Origin of the sequence: Cohnella abietis (assembly GCF_004295585.1) — a bacterium.
In the GTDB taxonomy this organism is placed as follows: domain Bacteria; phylum Bacillota; class Bacilli; order Paenibacillales; family Paenibacillaceae; genus Cohnella; species Cohnella abietis.
The window spans coordinates 6,939,218-6,956,339 of the sequence record NZ_AP019400.1; the positions used below are offsets into that span (position 1 = coordinate 6,939,218).

12 protein-coding genes are annotated in these 17,122 nt (G+C 46.9%); all 12 read right to left on the bottom strand.

From position 1 onward, the window contains the following. Positions 1-250: 250 nt before the first annotated feature. A complete protein-coding gene (locus KCTCHS21_RS30210; protein WP_130616185.1) occupies positions 251-2,767 on the bottom strand; it encodes a winged helix-turn-helix domain-containing protein in 2,517 nt (838 codons plus the stop codon). 165 nt (positions 2,768-2,932) lie between these two features. After that, positions 2,933-3,907 carry a formylglycine-generating enzyme family protein gene (locus tag KCTCHS21_RS30215; RefSeq protein WP_331871578.1) on the bottom strand — a complete coding sequence of 325 codons (975 nt, stop codon included), beginning with the start codon at positions 3,905-3,907 and terminating at the stop codon, positions 2,933-2,935. A 43-nt stretch (positions 3,908-3,950) separates the two neighbouring features. After that, on the bottom strand, positions 3,951-4,490 hold the full coding sequence (locus KCTCHS21_RS30220) for a chromate transporter (RefSeq protein ID WP_130616187.1): 540 nt from the start codon (positions 4,488-4,490) through the stop codon (positions 3,951-3,953). A gap of 25 nt (positions 4,491-4,515) precedes the next feature. Further along, positions 4,516-5,121: a chromate transporter gene (locus KCTCHS21_RS30225; RefSeq protein WP_232058008.1), complete on the bottom strand. Its 606-nt coding sequence runs from the start codon at positions 5,119-5,121 to the stop codon at positions 4,516-4,518. A gap of 120 nt (positions 5,122-5,241) precedes the next feature. Further along, complete coding sequence (locus tag KCTCHS21_RS30230) at positions 5,242-6,570, bottom strand: sulfatase family protein (protein WP_130616189.1); 1,329 nt, start codon at positions 6,568-6,570, stop codon at positions 5,242-5,244. A 106-nt stretch (positions 6,571-6,676) separates the two neighbouring features. Beyond that, positions 6,677-8,791 (bottom strand): alpha-N-acetylglucosaminidase, encoded by a 2,115-nt coding sequence (locus tag KCTCHS21_RS30235; RefSeq protein WP_130616190.1) that lies wholly within the window; start codon positions 8,789-8,791, stop codon positions 6,677-6,679. A gap of 21 nt (positions 8,792-8,812) precedes the next feature. Then, positions 8,813-10,573 carry a glycoside hydrolase family 35 protein gene (locus KCTCHS21_RS30240; protein ID WP_130616191.1) on the bottom strand — a complete coding sequence of 587 codons (1,761 nt, stop codon included), beginning with the start codon at positions 10,571-10,573 and terminating at the stop codon, positions 8,813-8,815. A 29-nt stretch (positions 10,574-10,602) separates the two neighbouring features. After that, complete coding sequence (locus KCTCHS21_RS30245; RefSeq protein ID WP_130616192.1) at positions 10,603-11,487, bottom strand: carbohydrate ABC transporter permease; 885 nt, start codon at positions 11,485-11,487, stop codon at positions 10,603-10,605. 15 nt (positions 11,488-11,502) lie between these two features. Next, positions 11,503-12,393: an ABC transporter permease gene (locus KCTCHS21_RS30250; protein ID WP_130616193.1), complete on the bottom strand. Its 891-nt coding sequence runs from the start codon at positions 12,391-12,393 to the stop codon at positions 11,503-11,505. A gap of 84 nt (positions 12,394-12,477) precedes the next feature. Then, positions 12,478-14,172, bottom strand: a complete 1,695-nt coding sequence (locus KCTCHS21_RS30255; RefSeq protein WP_157994162.1) for an extracellular solute-binding protein — start codon at positions 14,170-14,172, stop codon at positions 12,478-12,480. 185 nt (positions 14,173-14,357) lie between these two features. After that, positions 14,358-15,176 (bottom strand): response regulator transcription factor, encoded by an 819-nt coding sequence (locus KCTCHS21_RS30260; RefSeq protein WP_130616195.1) that lies wholly within the window; start codon positions 15,174-15,176, stop codon positions 14,358-14,360. After that, entirely contained in the window at positions 15,169-16,923 is a 1,755-nt protein-coding gene (locus KCTCHS21_RS30265) for a sensor histidine kinase (protein ID WP_130616196.1), read from the bottom strand. Before KCTCHS21_RS30265 ends, KCTCHS21_RS30260 begins: the two co-directional genes overlap by 8 nt. Between the last annotated feature and the right edge of the window lie 199 nt (positions 16,924-17,122).

Below are 17,122 nucleotides of genomic sequence, written 5' to 3' on the forward strand. Positions count from 1 at the left end.
ACACCTCTTAATTTGTCATAATAATTGCAACTGGCGATGCTGCGACACAAGATTACTACAGACGACAAATCAAAGTATTTCTCCCCCGCCATTCCTGTCGAACATTGCCACTTTCGTCTTAATATAAGACGATTACAACGCAAAAAAAATCCCCCATCAAAGGGGGAGGGACGGTAATATATTGGGGGATATACATCATACCAATCCTTATTGTACAATGATGATTTTCCTCCATTGCGATAAATAGCTCTCACAACCATTTTAATTCTTTTCCTTGCTCCAGCGCCTGTTCTCTGCTGTTCACATGAAGTTTCCTATACATGCTTTTCAGATGGCTCTTGACCGTTTCGGCCGTGACTTGGAGTTGTTCGGCGATCTGTTTATTCGACAGACCCATGTTGATCATCCGTAATATTTTTAATTCCTGTTTCGTAATCGGGGCTGCCGCGCTTGCGGTCCCATTCGTATGATCCGATATCAGCAGAAGCAGTTCCCTGGCGTAGAGTACGCTCGCGGACTTACGGTTAGCGTTGATCTGTCTTTCCCGGAGATATTCACGCAGCAGCTCGGCCATGTTCGCCCCTTCATCCACGAAACTGCGGATGTATTTCCCCGGTTCCGCCAATCGGAGTGCCGCTTCCAGCTTCATTACAGCGTTCGTCTTATCCCCTTTTCGATAGAAAGCAATGCTTTGCAGGATGACCACCTTAACCTTATCCCAGGTCCGATCGGCCTGATCGGCAAGCAGGTACAGTTGTTCCAGCAGCTGCAAAGCTTCATCGACTTCCCCGCGCTCCATAAGCGCACTTGCCAAAATAAGATATTCTTTGATTGGGCCGAGCGGGATCGTATCGGTATGCTTAATGCCGCATTTTTGCAGCCAACCCTCATCGAAAGAACCGTTCGCAAGCAACAAATAGGCCTTCTCCGCCTCTATCCTCCGCATAAACATACTTCTGTCCACGGAATGGATCTTAGGTTTAACCTCCTCAAGCAAATCAAACGCTTTGGCCGAATCGCCCTTGGCCTGACAGATCCGCGCAGCATTGACGGTAGCGCTTAACAGGATAAGAGCATAAGGCTGCATGCAAGTTGACCTCAGTACCCTCTCCGCATAAGCTTCGGCCTCCTCCAAACGGTTCCATTCGTATAACAGCAAACTGTAGGTATTGTAGAAAAAACCGGCATAGGGGTAATTGTCTCTATCTTCCCATATTTTGATCCACTTATAGAAGAATCTCTCCGCATCATGCAAATCACTGAAAAAGCTCAACAACGTATCGAAATACATCGAGTACGAGTTCGCTTCGATCATCTGGACGTAGTTGCCCTCCGGCGTATCCCGGTCGAAAATCTCGAAATATTCATCCGATCGTCGAAAGTCTCTTCGGTAAAAAGAAACGGCCGCGGACAAAAAATGAACGTTTCCCGCATAAGGTTTCCATTCCGGATCCGACAGCTTGTCCTCCATTAGACTAAGCCTTGCTTGCGCCAGCTCCAATTCATTGGTTTCTACCATCACTTTAACATACAGAAACTGAATTCTCGGCTTTCCGGCAAAACAGGACTCCGGCAGATCGCGCAACCATCGATGAAGCACGCCCCTTTTCGCATGAAGGTTGGGCAGATGCTTCTCGATCAAAGCGCTTGCTTCGAGTTGAAGCCCGTCCATCAGCAATTGCTCGACCGCTTCTTCCAAAAATCTGTGCTCCTCCAGCCAAAGGGCTGCCTTGACATGCAACTCCTTCGATTGACCCGCATACCTTTGCCGGAAAAGCCTCCGTAAAAACTCGGAAAACAAGTGATGATAGCGATACCATTCTCGTCGATCATCCAATGAAACAATGAACAAATTATGCTGTTCCAGCATTTCCAGCAGTTCTTGACAATTCGCTTGTCCGGTAATCGTCTCGCACAATGAGCCGTTTATCCTGTCTACAATCGAAGTTTCCAATAGAAAGGACTGAATCTCGCTCGGCTGGAGACTAAAAACCTCCTGAAACAGATAGTCGGATATGTTGCGTTGTTCCCCGCTAAAGGCGCGGATAAAATCCGAATAATTGCCGCTTCTTTGCAGCGAAATGGCCGCAAGATACAGTCCGCTAACCCATCCCTCCGTGCGGTCGACGAGCACCGCTATCTTTTCTCCCGACAGCGACAATCCCATGCAATCCTGAAAGTAACGAATTCCCTCCGCAAGTTGAAATCTCAGTTCCTGAATCGTGATTTTTACCATTTGGCCAGTCGTCTGCAGCCTTGCCGTAGGAAAGGGCATTTCAGCCCGGCTTGTTACATAGAGGTGGATGTGAGCGGGCAAATACGCAAGAAAATAAGACACCGATGCATGAATGGAGGCAAGATTAATTGCGTGATAATCGTCCCAGATTATGACCAATTCATCAGAGTAGCCGTCAAGCTCGCGAAGCATGGCCGAGATGAACGCCTCGAACGCTCCCGACTTTAAGGACGACAAATACGGGGTGACCACTTCTGCAAAGTGGGGGTTCTTACTATTAACTGCAGCGATCGTATAACTCCAGAACTCAATCAGATCATTATCTTGTGACCCCAAGGAGATCCATACGGTAGGTATGGCGGTCTGCTGCAGCCACTGACTCAAAGCTGTTGTTTTGCCGTACCCCCCAGGAGCCGTTACGGATGTAAATTTGCTCTTTAATCCTTTATTTAATAGTTCGGTGATCGCCGCTCGCTCAACAAGGTCATCGCGCCGCGTTTGCGGGATATGAAGTTTGGTACTCAGAATCATGGATCGGCACCTCGGATTTGACTGTTAAATCTTTTCTATATTATATCTGAAGTCCAATCAAGACCGCTAGCAAAACGGCGTCCAATATGCCCTTACTAAATTTTTCGCCGTCACTTGTGGTAGGGTTCAGCTTAACGATTATTACGGCGAAAAATACCTCAGTGGTTAATGAGATTGTACGACCCGGAATCCGCAGTTGCCGGTAGAACTGTCCGGTGTATTTGAGCTTCTCGCTGCCACTCGGTAACGGTTGCAATATGAGCGGTGACACAGATAGGAACCGCCGCGCATAGATCTTCTGCCTGTGGGACGATCGAACCTTGGATTCATTGGTGAAGTCTCGACATGATAAGAAGGCGTAAACCAGTCGGCGCACCATTCCCACACGTTGCCTGACATGTTGTACAAGCCGTAGCCGTTCGGTTCGTAAGTATATACAGGAGCCGTTCCTTCGTATCCGTCACCCGCGCTGTTCTTAATGGGGAATTTGCCCTGCCAGATGTTACAGCGGTGCTTTCCATCCGGCTTAAGCAGGTCTCCCCAAGGGTAGGTCTTCAGCTTGAGACCGCCTCTGGCGGAGTACTCCCATTCCGCTTCGGTCGGCAGCCTCTGGCCGGACCACCGGCAGTAAGCGTCCGCGTCATTCCACGACACGTGGATGACCGGATGGTCCATCCGGTCATTGATATCGGAGTCAGGCCCTTCTGGCTTTGCCCAATATGCGCCGTTCAAGACGTACCACCAAGGAGTAGCTTGCGGTACGCTTTTCACCTGAAGCTTGACGGCTTCCGAGACGAACAGATGGAACACAAAGGACCAGTTGAAGCGTTCCGCTTCGGTCACGTATCCCGTGTCGGCTACGAAAGCTTGGAACTGGGCATTCGTAACTGCGTAGGCGGAGATGGAAAAAGCGTCGACATGCACCAAGCGAGGCGGGCCTTCCCCATCTGCGGGGAACCCCTCCTTCAAATCTGAACCCATAATAAATGATCCACCAGGGATGAAGACCATATTTTCCTGTAGTTCCGGCTTCGTGCTTCGCCCCTCCTTAAAGGTAGGAGATGCGAAGGATATCGGCTGGTGTTCCAGTTGATCGGCGGTTCTTCGAGCAGCGCAGCAAGGGCTTGTTTGTTGATCCAAGTTCAAAAACTCCTTTCGTGATCTATGATTATTAGGCGACCGGCTATCCATACAGCGCAATGCCGACAAGTCCGGATAGTATGATGACGGAGAACGGATGCTTGCGAAAATAAATTAAAGCGAACAAGGAACCTATGAAGATGAGGATCTGGCTCCAAGTAAACCAAGAAAGCTGTGCAATCATTCCGGCTTGCTGCGCAAATGTGATCGCCGCGTACACGATCATACCAGCAATGATCGGCCGGAGACCGTAGAATGACGACTTCACCAGCCAATTCTCTTGAAGGCGGAGGAAGAGTTTCCCGACCGCCAGAATCAAGAGGAGCGAAGGCAGGACAATCGCCAGAGAGGCGATGGAAGCCCCAAGCAAGCCGGCCTCCCGGTACCCGACAGCCACAGCAATATTGGTGGCGATAGGCCCGGGAGACATACCCGCGACTGCGACGATATCGGCAAGCTGACTGGCGTTCATCCACTGATGCCGGTTTACAACCTCTTCCTGGATCATGGGGATCATGGCATACCCGCCACCGAACGAGACGAGTCCGACGAGAAAGAAAGTAAGAAATAGATAGATGTGCATGTCCATTCTCCATTAGATGTTCAAATTATATCATGTAGTCGTAAACGACTTCTTTTTCCTCTTTCAGCTTGAAATCCTTACCTAACAAGACACGGATCTTCACGACGGCGATACCGGCTGCGGCTCCGAAGGCGATGACATAGACAGGATGAACATTGCCAAAGAATAACAACAGGGAGGCGATCACTGCGAGCGACCCTGTGGTGGAGTCAATGACGGCAGTGCGCCCGATCTTAAAGGCAGCGAACGCGATCAAGGCTACGACCGTTACTCGGATTGACAAGAATGCGGCTTCGATCTTCGGATTGTCTTTCATCTGGACATAAAAGATCGATAAGCCGATCATAAGGCAGCATGTTGGGAGTAAGATGCCGAGCAGCGCGGCTGTCGCCCCGCGGATTCCGGCGATTCTGTAGCCGATATACGTTGCCGAATTGACGGCTACCGCTCCTGGCACCGATCCGGCTACCGCGAATACATCGGCGATTTCCTGTGTTCGAAGCCAGCCTCTTCTATCGACGACTTCCCTTTCGATAACCGGGATCAAAGCGTACCCTCCACCGAATGTAATCGGCCCTATCTTCAGAAATGTAACAAAAATCGAAGACAGCAATTTCCATGTTGTATTCACTTGAATCTTCCTCCAGTCTAGCTCAAGATGAGAAAGTCGATTTAACATAAGAAGAACCCAGAGTCTGGGTTCTTCTACTATTCATTACTGGTACAGCTCTGCCTCCGACACCTTGCGCATTCAAGTAGATTGTGAAGTCGCCGGCTTGATTACCGGTTCTATCTCGCCTGCTGCGATCATTCTACGAATTAACCGACTGCGAAGCTCGTCGGATACTTCGCGGTGAGATTCCCAACCGACCAGATTGTTAAGCTCGTATGGGTCGGCCTGCAAATCATAGAGGAATTGCTCTTCGTATTCGGCGGAGAAGGAATCTTGTGTCGGATTTCTATCCTTTGCCACCACACTGTACTTCCATCGTTTCGTACGGATCGCACGCCCAACTTCGCTTTCGCTAATCTGTACGAACACTTCTTCAGGCCATTCTGCTGAAGTACGCTTCACTAGCGGCAGAATCGAACGTCCTTGCATGGATTCAGGCAATTGAATGCCAGCCGCATCCAGCAAGGTCGGCGGCATGTCCACTAAGCTGATTAGCTGCTCTAAACGCCCCCCGGCGGTAAAACCTGGTCCTGTTATGGCCATTGGAATTCGTATAGAGCTCTCATGACACGATCTCTTGTACTCCGCGTTCCTCGTCTTGAAGTGGCAGCCGTGATCAGACAGGAACAATATAATTGTGTCCTTAGTCATATCCAAGCTCTTCAAGGCATCTTGAACTCGGCCCAAGGCTTCATCCAAACGTTTCACCATACCGTAGTAGCCGCCTAGATGCTGGTGAGCCGTTCCACCAAGAGCAGCGAGATCTGGTGGAACCCACCTGGAATGATAAGCATCCGAATAGGCATCCGGAGCGGGATAATCATCTCGTTGATTCTGATGATGCGGCTCCAAATAAGATAGGAATAAGAAAAAAGGATGCTCTTGTTGCTTCTGTTCGTCAATATAACGAATGGCCGCATCGGTTAAAGCATCGACCCGATAGCCTGGCAGCTTAACCTGTTCATTATCATTATTGAACAGGACGGTATCATAGGCATCCGATGTAAATTCTAGTGTATCTGCGGCCAGCCAATACTCATAACCTCCGCGTTTCTCTACTGGAACCGGCATCGTTCCTGTGTTAGCCAAATGCCACTTGCCAATATATGCAGTATGGTAATTAGCTTCACGAAAGTAATGGGCTAATGTTTTCTTGTCCTCTGGCAGTGGAATCCCGTTCGTAAAGCACCCTGTTTGTGTCGCATATTCACCCGTTTGTAAGCAGGATCTAGCAGGACCGCATACCGGCTGGCAGGTGAAACCATAATCAATATGTGTGCCATGAATGGCCATTCGATCAAAATTCGGAGTCAATCGTAAGGGATTTCCATGAACACCTGTCGTGTCCCAGCGCTGCTGGTCCGTGAAGAAAACAATTACATTTGGTTTTTCAGGAGCTGGCTTCAAGCTGTGACCTCCATTTCATTGACGATGTTAATCTGCCACGAGCGATTAGCTCATAGCTCGCATAATGCTTCCAAATCCGTTTCGCAAAGCCAAAGATGACCTTGTTCTAACCAAAATACTCTTCGAGAATCTCCGATGCGATTTGTTTAATATTCCCGCTTGGTTCAGTCGAATAGGTGCCAGGGTTTTGTGTCCATTCGAGCTCCCATTGATACCAATCAACCGGATCCGGATCTATATGATAATCTAGTGACTGTTCTAACAACGCAATATACTTCTGCCATCTACGATAATAGAATCCGGATATAAGCCCCGACCATTCCCTGTGAGAATAATCGTGCAAGCTTTGAGCGGATTTTTCCGGTCCCCATAACGTGACTAGCGTGACCGCATTAAATTGAAACCGTTCCTTTTCTTCCGTTGTTCTGCCAAGAGACCTTGCCTGCTCAATCCAACGGCCTAACAGAAATTCTTTACGGGTACCGAGCAGCTGATCCTGAGACTTCACAAGGCTCAAAAACCGATTCGACCACATCTCGTATGCTTCTTTCTCCCCACTACGGTAAGCGGCAACGAAAGCATTGTAATAGTCCCGTGCAAGATCAGCCAGTCCCTGACGTGTGATATCGACTAGATCATAGAGGTAGCCTTCCGAATCCTTCAGCTCATCGAAGCATTCTAGCAATAGCCGCGCTGCCGCTTGAATTTTCGTTTGATCGTAATAGGATTGAGTCGGCCCCCACGTAGATACATTAGAAATATCCAGATGAGGCCTAGCGCAAATAATGGACTCTACCGCCCCTTGTTGAACGGTTGTGCAGTTATAGACACTATCCGCAAGCAAGAGCCAGGCCTGTAACGCCTGCGGCACAGCTTTACCGTAGCGTCGTTCGATATAGCCCTCCAACCACTCGGTCAATACCGGCGATTCCGTTCGCCAGATCATATCCGTCATCAGGTCGTATACGACCGGATTCGTCTCAATCCCTTCCATCGCCAGCCCGATGCCTGACATGCGGCCTGACCGGGGTTGCCCGACCGTGTTCACCGGTTCTTGCATGAGCAGCCGCAGGTTACCGAACAAGCCATTCTTGCCGCCATAATTCTGTATCATGCACCATACCCATGGCGTGCCGTCAAATGCATTTCGCTGAACCCATGCCGGCTGCGATTCGCACCATAAGTCAAGAACGAGGGCATGGTCTTTGTCTAGTCCGGCAAGCACTTCGCTATGCGGATTATCTTGCCATGCCTGAAGTACCCAGACCGCTTTGTCGTCATATTCCCGCATGATCGCTTGTACATCTTGGGCGTATGCCGTCAAGTCAATCCCTTCCGTTCTTCCTCCTTCGTGAAAAGGATCCGTACTGTAGTAATGAATGTCATTTCCAAACAGGCTTGTCTGCTCGGAATAGAAAGTAGAAGCAACCTTACGATACTTAGGGTCGCTAGGCAGCAGTAATGATGGCCTTTCGAATTCGCACCATTTTCCCTGAGCAACAGGCTCGGATTCGGGAAACTTCTGTTGGAAATCGTTCGGGACCATCCCGCTGTAGCCTTGCAGAACAGGCATAATGTCGAGGGATAACATGCGTTCATGTATTTTACGTGCAAGCTGCGCACGGTCCGTAAACCACCAATCGGGGAGAGGGCCGCCCCAACCGGTCATGTTCTGCATCCATTGCCAGGCGAAATATGCAGGTCCGCATAGAAATGCTTTACACTCGGCTTCCGTATAACCAAGCTTTAATAACGTTCGCCTCCATACTTCTTCTTGACCTACTAGGCTTAACACCAAGTTAATGCCGTTTAAGGCCATCCAGTCGATTTCCTCCTGCCAGCGGTCCCAGTCCCAGAAAGCCATGGAATAGGAGTGCGTGCAGTAGTTCAAGTAGTATCTGAACTTATAAGAGGTTACTTTCCTAACCGGGATCGATACTTGGGGAAACGGATAGGGAACATGAACACGACTACCGCACCAAGAGAGATGGGATTTGCAAACATGCTTCAAATACCAGTAAAATCCAGATGACGCCGCCACGCCGGATGATCCTCTGATGATGAGGTGATCGGGGCGGCTCTCGATTTCAAACACGTCATAACCGCTCTCCGCTTTAATCTGTTCAACGATTACCTTACTCGCAAGCTCCTCTCCGATCATTCGCTCGATTAAGCCTGTAACAGACTGCTTATTCAAATTTTTGTTTATTCCGAAATCCAAAATCTTTTCCTCCGATCTCCCTTACCCTAATGACGATGTTTCATGGAATGTGACGGACGGCTCTCTAACACCGTGAAGATCAAACAATACAATCTCATTAAGGTCTTGGCGCAGCAGCGGCGCCGGAACATACAATCTGCGTTGCGGACCGACGCTCCAATACCGACCTAGATTAAAGCCATTGATAAATGCGACGCCTTTCGACCAACCTTCTAAATCGAGGAAGGTATCTGCTGCCTCGGTAACTTGAAAGGTTCCTCTGTAAAAGGCCGGCATCATTATTGAATGGTCCTGTGAATGAAACTGCAGCTCGCTTAAATCATTCATGGGCAACGAACGGATATCCCAATCGAAGAGGAACTGATTGCACCAGCCCAAGCTTTGCAAGCGAACACTGCCGGTAATCCCTTTGGTATCCTTAATATATGGCCCGTAGTTTACCCGTCCCATATTTTCAACGAGAATTTGAATTCGAGCGCCTTCCGGCGGAATCTCAATCATCAATTGCGTCGGTTTCCACCGTTCCAGCACACCTGCTTCGGTCCCGTTCACGAACACAATGGCACGGTCTCGGATATCCTCGATGATCAATTCGCAATTTTTTTTCGGCCCGGACACAAACGTGGAATACAGGATGAACCCGTAATCCTGTCCCAATTTCTCCATAGGCTCGGGGGATATCCGGTGGATCGACTGAGATAAGCGAGGAAGACTGTCGAATAAATCCGCACGCTCCGATAACCGAACCTTGCCATACGCTTTTTTCTTAGAAGGCTCCGGTACCGGGACATCTCTTAAATCTGTATACTTGGACAACACCTCGCGAATGGCAAAGTATTTCGCCGTAGGGTCGCCTGCTTCGTTCAATGGAGCATCGTAGTCGTAACTGGTTACGATCGGCTCATAAACCCCGGTGTGGTTGTTCGCTCCGTTGTAAAATCCGAAATTCGTTCCTCCATGAAACATATAGAAGTTAACGGAAGCTCCCATCCTCAGCATCCGGTCAAAAACGTCGGCGGTATCCTTCGACTCCCTTGTGATATGGTTTTTTCCCCAATGGTCGAACCACCCATTCCAGTACTCCATGCACATGAGCGGCTGATTGGGTTGATATTCCTGCAATTTGGCAAATGCCGTTTCCGGATCCGATCCGAAGTTTACAGTTCCGAGCACTCCGGGTATCATTCCGCTCTGAAGGCAAATATCCTCGGGACCATCGGATGTAACTAGCAATACGTCTATTCCACGTTTCGTAATGGAGTCCCGCAAATACTGAAGATAGCTTAAATCATTTCCGAAGCTGCCATATTCGTTCTCGATCTGCATCGCAATAATCGGACCGCCGTTCGTACATAATAGCGGCTTTAATAGAGGGATAAGAACATCGTAGTAATCGTCAACATGAGCCAGATAGGATGGATGCGCGCAACGAAGGGGGGTGTCCGAATCGGCTAACAGCCACGAGGGAAGTCCTCCAAACTCCCACTCGGCGCATATATAAGGGCTCGGCCGAATAATAACATGCAAATCAAGTTCAGCCGCTGTTTCGATGAATCGAACAACATCGGCGATACCTTCGAAATGAAACCGTCCCTTTTGAGGCTCATGCAGATTCCATGGAATATAGGTTTCAACCGTATTAAAGCCGCAAGCTTTCAGCTTGTTAAGCCTGTCGAACCAGTAGTCAGGTACAACTCTGAAATAATGGATCGCGCCGGAGATGAGCCGGACCGGATTCCCGTCCATAATAAATCGGTTTCCATCCGTTTGAAAGACTGTCATTTACAATCACCTTGTCGTTTAGTATGGTATTACTCTTTGACAGATCCCAGCATAATGCCGTGTATAAAGTGCCGTTGAATAAATGGATAAACGGTTAGAATCGGAACTATGGCCACCACAAGCTTAGCCGCATTTAACGTTTGATTGGAAAGCTTGGACAATAGCTCTACTTGTGTTGAATCTATACTTTGCGTATTTAGTTGAACAACAAGCTGCTGAATGTAAGTTTGAAGCGGATAATGCTCCGGTGTACGCATGAATATAAGTCCGTCAAAGAAAGCGTTCCAATGTCCGACGACGCTAAAAAGAGTAATCGTTGCTAATGCGGGGGTTGATATTGGGATAAATATCTTAAATAGCATATACCAGGGGCCCGCACCATCTATATGACCGGCTTCCACTAAGTCCTTCGGAATGCTCCGGAAGAAGTTAACTAGCAAAATCACATTAAAAACAGGAACGGCACCAGGAAGAACCAACGCCCAGATCGAATTAAATAGCCCCAGAGATTTCATGAGTATATAGAGTGGTACAATTCCTCCGCTGAATAACATCGTGAAGACAAGAAACCACATATAAATGTTGCGGAACCGGAACTCTTGCGGTGATCGGGAAAGCGGATACGCCATTAAAACCGCCAATAGGAAGTTAATGCCTCCTCCGAGCAATACCCTCTTAACAGAAACAAAAAAGGAGTTAACGAACACGGGGTCAGCAAGAATTTGCTGATAAGCGATCGTATTAAACCCTTTCGGCCAAAAATCGACCATGCCGGCTGCAGCATACGATTTGTGGCTGAATGAAACGGCAACCGTATGCCAAATGGGGATGATACAAGTAAGCAAGACAAGGATCATAAAGATCACTAATGCATACTGAGCCAGTCGTGCCGAAAAAGTTCGATTCGTAACCATAAAAACACCTGCTTCTTAGAAGATGCGATAATTGGCAAACCGGGATGCCAGCGTATAAGATACAATAATCAATAGAAATGAAATGACCGATTTCATAAGACCGACAGCTGTAGCGAGTCCGAATTGAGCATTGATCAGACCGGCACGATAAACATAGGTGTCGATAATATCGCCCGATTCGTAGACTAACGGATTATATAGATTGAATACTTGATCGAAACCCGCATTCAAAACATTTCCGATACTTAATGTTGCAAGCAGGATAAATGTTGGAACGAGCAACGGCAACGTAATATATCGAATCTGTTGCGGTCGCGATGCTCCGTCGATGACTGCCGCCTCGTACAGGGAAGGATTGATTCCTGTTAGTGCAGCCAAGTAGATGATTGTTCCGAATCCGAATTCCTTCCAAATATCGCTGGAAATCAGAATAACGGGAAACCATTGATTGCTTGCCAGAAAGATAATAGGTTCTCCGCCAAACGCTTTTACGATTTGATTGACCAGACCATCTGTGGTGGTCATTTCAACAATGATTCCTGACAAAATAACCCACGACAAAAAATGAGGTACATAGACGACGGTCTGGACGAATCTCTTAAAAAAACGGCCCCTTAACTCGTTCAGAAGAATGGCGAATGTCAAGGGAACCAATAGATTTCCAATGATCTTGAACACCGCAATAAAAATAGTATTGTAGAAAATGACCCTGCTATCGGACAGTTCGAATAAGTATTTGAAGTTTTGCAAGCCAATCCAAGGGGATCTCCATATGCCGAGACCTATTTTGAAATCTTGAAAAGCCATGACAATCCCTGCCATCGGGATAATACTAAACACTACAAGGAGCAAGAGTCCCGGCAACAACATCATGTGGTAATGTGCTTGGTTAGACCGGTATTTCATCGTTTTCCACATCCAATCTGTTATACATATATGCTCTTCTTGTTATAACGAGGGACGCAATAGCATGCGTCCCTCGCTTCTCGGTTATTTTTGCAATTCCGCCTCGATCTCCGCAATAATCTGATCTCCGCCTTGCTTCTTCCAAGCTTCGACGAATTTGTCGAAGTCATCTACCGGCTTATCTCCTGCAACGATTTTGAAGAAAACTTCCTTTTCCATCTTCAAGAGATTCGCCCATTTTTGACTCATCGTTTTGGTCGTTGCCGTAAACGCATTGTATACTTCTTTATCCATTTTCTGCGTCAGAAGTCCGCCGCCGTACAAATATGCATAAGGAGCAGACCAATCTCCCGGTTCGGCCTTCGGATTTTTCAGATCCCTCTGCCAACGATCGTAATGCCCTTTCATTTCCGGCGTAAGCTCTTCCGGCGCGATCTGTCCATCCAAAGCTTTCTTCAGCACTTCATGCTTGCGCGCCACTGCGTCAGGGTAGTCGAATGTCGTATACAAAGGATAGAGATGCTGGAGCAAGCTGTAATCTAACAGTTGATCCTCCTCCGCCTTATCTCGCGCCCCGCTAACGCCCGTACCGTTACTCAAGTAGAAGTTGATATGTTTCACGAGCGCTTCCGGATACTTGAAGCCTTTCTTCACGACAAGGAATTGCGTCGTTGGCGGAACCATGTGCGTATTGTATTTACCTTGCGAATCCTGAATCAGGTACGGTTTCCAATCTGCGTTTTTGTCTACTTTAATGGAGTCGCCCAGCGGCCAAGGAGCCCACCAAGGCCCGAAGAACAGCCCTGCTTTACCGTTGTTGACGAGCTGGCTCGATTCTTTACGGATCATGAACTCTTTATCAATAAGTCCGTTGCTGTACATCTCCTTGAGCTTAGCCAAGGTCTGTTTCGTTTGCAGCGTTGTCGAGCCATATACAACCTTTCCGTTCTCATCCTTCAACCATAAGCCGGGATAGGAATCAAACGCATGGAAAATCGCGGTAAAATCATAGCTGCCTGTATAAGCGAATGAATATAGTTCTACATTGTTGCCTAACAAACCAACGGTATCTTTCTTATTGTTCCCGTCAGGATCTTGCTCGACAAAAGCCTTGGCGATCGTAGCGATATCGTCCACTGTTTTCGGCGCCGGAAGCTTTAACTTATCCAGCCAATCCTGTCTTACCCATGCCATACTGATCGAGTCGGCCAGCACGCTAATATTCGGCATGGCGTAAAGCTTTCCATCTATCGTTGCTTTCTCCAAAGGTAGATTGTTGGCAGCTCCGTACATTTCCTTAACTTTATCCGAGGCATATTTATTGTAATACTCGGTTAAATCTTCAACCTGCCCACCTTCAACCAAAGAACGAAACGTTGTCTCATCAACAGACATGATATCTGGCAAGTCGTTGCTAGCGATCGCTAATTTCTGCTTCTGGGTAAAATCGTCTCCCGTCGCGTACCATAGTACTTTAAAGCGAATATTCGTTTTATCCGCCAAGTATTTCGCAAAGTGATTGTCCTCGATGGACTCGCCTGGAGGCAGCTTAAGATCGGGAACGACAGATTTAATAATGGAGATTTCAACAGGCTCTGCCATCTTGAACGGATTTTCCTCCGAAGCACTTGTTGCCGAGGCAGTACCTTCAGCGCTTTGCGAAGCCGTTGGGCTCGCTCCCGAGTTTGATGCTTTCCCTTCATTGCTCTCATTTTTCGCGCATGCCGATAGCACCAAAGTTAAAGCGATTACAAACGCTAGCATCTTTCTGTTTCTCATTGAAATCCCCTCTCTTATGTAAAAGCTTATTTTTACTATAACGGCTATGAAGGTAGCCATGGGTTAAATGTATCTTTGATTAGTTTCTTATTATCTACAGTTAAGCAGCCCATTAGAGGATAAGAGAAAATAAGTGACTTTCCAGTAGACAAAAAGTGAATCATACAAGTACAAAAAAGAGACCGTCATTTCGACGATCTCCCCTCTATTTTTCGATAATGACTGGGCAAAAACCCTGTTGCCTCTCGAAAAATCCGACAAAAGTATTTCTCGTTCGGATATCCCGATTCTGATGCTATCCAGCGAATGGAACGATTCGATTGCATTAACAGCTGCTTTGCCTTTTCAATCCTTAACCCCCGAACATAATCGTTGAAGTTTGTGCCGGCAATGTCTTTGAAGCAACGACTAAAGTAACTCCGGCTTATGCCTACTTTCGCCGCTACGGCAGGGAGATGAAGGTCATGATGAATTTCGCTTTTAATATATTCCATCGCTTTAATGACAGCGTTTCTTACTTCCTCCGAATAGCCGTTGTGGTGTAGCGACATTTGCGTTTGATCCCGAACGCCGTCTGTAATCGACTGACTCGTCTCGTCCGCGGGTTTCGTTTGATCCCGTGTTTTCTCTAAGATACGTTGAGAGATCCTCTCCAAGACACTGTCCATTTGCTCGTTTTCCAGCTCTAATTTTGTAATATAGTCAACAGCTCCGAGACGCAATGATTCTTGAATATACTCGAACTCCTGATGAAACGTAAGAACGACAATATGAAGGGAAGGATACAATTTCCTCACTTCTCGCATTAGCTCCATGCCCGACATCATCGGCATTAACAAATCGACGATAAGCAAGTCGATGGAATGTTCTTGCAGAAACTCTAATGCCTTGAGCCCATTCGATGCCTCCCCGACGACTTCCATCCCATGCAGGCTCCAAGGCATCATCGATATGAATCCGCGTCTTACAAGATGATCGTCATCCACCACCAGCACTTTAATCATCGGTGTCACCCCCATATTCCATAAGGCTGTTTGGCAGCTGTTCCATAATTGGTATACGAAGCTTGATCAACGTTCCTTTTCCGTCATTGCTCTCGATCGTCAAATCCGCTTCCTCGCCGTACTTGAACTTTAACATCCGGTATACATAATTCAAACCGATCCCCAAACCCATGTTATCTTGATCACCGTTGTCTGTGCCCGTTAAACGGCGAATCTGTTTGTCGGACATCCCTTGTCCATTATCGGATACAAATAAATTGACATGTCTTTCCCCATCTCTCTCCACTCTAACTTGAATGGAGCCGTTATCCTCAAGCCCGTGGTAGAGTGAATTTTCAACTAACGGCTGCAATAAAAATCTGGGGATCGGGAGCTCAAGTATGTCATCGGACACGAAAATTTTAACATCAAAATCAAAATTATATCGAATCCCTTGCAATTTCACATAATTGTGCAATGCTTCAATCTCTTGGCGAATGACTGCAGGACCGCCTTTACCAAGGTTATAGTGCAATACTTTATTAAGGGTGGATACTAAAGTATCAATCTCAGCTTGTCCGTTCGCACGTGCCAGCCATCTTATCGTATCCAGCGTATTGTAAAGGAAATGCGGATTAATCTGATGGGTTAGCTTTTCGATTTCGAGAAGAGCTTTCTTCTTTTCTTTATCACGAACCTCGTTTATCAATTCCCCAATTCGTTTTCTCATCATTTCCAACTCATCCCCAATGAGATCAAACTCTACGATTTGGGTAGCGGGGACCGAATAGATCAGCTTATTGTTTTTAATAAATTCTATCGATTTGGATAAAATTTGAAGCGGCTTATAAATACTGCGCCATAAGATCCAGGCAATCAGAAAGCTTAGCAACAGAGAGCATATCGCAAATATCATAAATTGCTTCACCCAGCTGCTAATTTCCTGTGTATAAACTTTATTATCGATGGTAGAAATAACCTTCCATTGTTGATTGCTTACATCTTCAAACGTCAAATATTTTTTTTGCGATTCGGTTTTCTTATCGTTTTGAAAGTATTTAGTATGTAGCGGAAAGTCCTTCTGATTTTCACTATAAACAATAGTGCCCGTTCGATCAGCGATCAAATACTGTACAGATAAGTCATTCTTTATGATGCTCTCGGCAAATTTGTAGTTGGTTTCAATATAGACATATATATTTCCTTTCGAAGGCAGGTTTACTTTCCGAATGACGGACAAAACAACGTTATCCCCATTTAGGGAGTTAAATGACTTATGAGGGCCATAATAGTTTATTCCCGTGAATTGGGACAGCAAAGGCAGAGCTTCAGGGTTAAAATTGCTAACGGAATAGTTCTCAAAGAAGTGCTCCAATGTATCTGCCGAATAATAGAACATAAGTCCGAGCGAAGGATTAGTGAAATGGATTAAATTGACTTGACTTTGAATTTCTTCTTGCCGTTCTCTCCTCTCGAATTGCTCAGACTGGAGATAGACATCCAAGCTTTGACCGACACGTCCATCAAAGGCGAGAAGCTGCGAGGCATGATTCAACTGGGAGAAAGTATTCTCGAACGTAAGTCTGACCTGCTGAAGATTCGCACGAACAGCCCGTTCTGCCTTGTTTGAAAGGATGGAGTGCATCGAATAGTAAGAAATACCGCCAATTACGATGAGCGGGGACAAAGAGCATATAAGTAGTAAAATGACTAGACGTTTTTTAAGTGAACCGGGCAAAAGAAAATCATTCAGAAATTTCATCAACATACGGATCACAAGCCCCCAAGAATAACGTTAAAACGGTCCCTATTACGGCTGAAATTTGTACGAACTTATTCCGTACAGCCTTCCGCTCTTCGTAAAGCTCCCGCTATGCTCATTCTTCACTAATTCGTCAAAAAGCGACTTTTTCAATTATTTGGATTGTGACACACAAGTGCGGCAACTTGCAAGACTTATAGAACTG

Bases quoted from the DNA above. Each gene is read 5' to 3' on its own strand.
- KCTCHS21_RS30265 (WP_130616196.1), bottom strand. From the start codon at position 16,923: ATGTTGATGAAATTTCTGAATGATTTTCTTTTGCCCGGTTCACTTAAA.
- KCTCHS21_RS30240 (WP_130616191.1), bottom strand. From the start codon at position 10,573: ATGACAGTCTTTCAAACGGATGGAAACCGATTTATTATGGACGGGAAT.
- KCTCHS21_RS30250 (WP_130616193.1), bottom strand. From the start codon at position 12,393: ATGAAATACCGGTCTAACCAAGCACATTACCACATGATGTTGTTGCCG.
- KCTCHS21_RS30255 (WP_157994162.1), bottom strand. From the start codon at position 14,172: ATGAGAAACAGAAAGATGCTAGCGTTTGTAATCGCTTTAACTTTGGTG.
- KCTCHS21_RS30245 (WP_130616192.1), bottom strand. From the start codon at position 11,487: ATGGTTACGAATCGAACTTTTTCGGCACGACTGGCTCAGTATGCATTA.
- KCTCHS21_RS30210 (WP_130616185.1), bottom strand. From the start codon at position 2,767: ATGATTCTGAGTACCAAACTTCATATCCCGCAAACGCGGCGCGATGAC.
- KCTCHS21_RS30260 (WP_130616195.1), bottom strand. From the start codon at position 15,176: ATGATTAAAGTGCTGGTGGTGGATGACGATCATCTTGTAAGACGCGGA.
- KCTCHS21_RS30220 (WP_130616187.1), bottom strand. From the start codon at position 4,490: ATGCACATCTATCTATTTCTTACTTTCTTTCTCGTCGGACTCGTCTCG.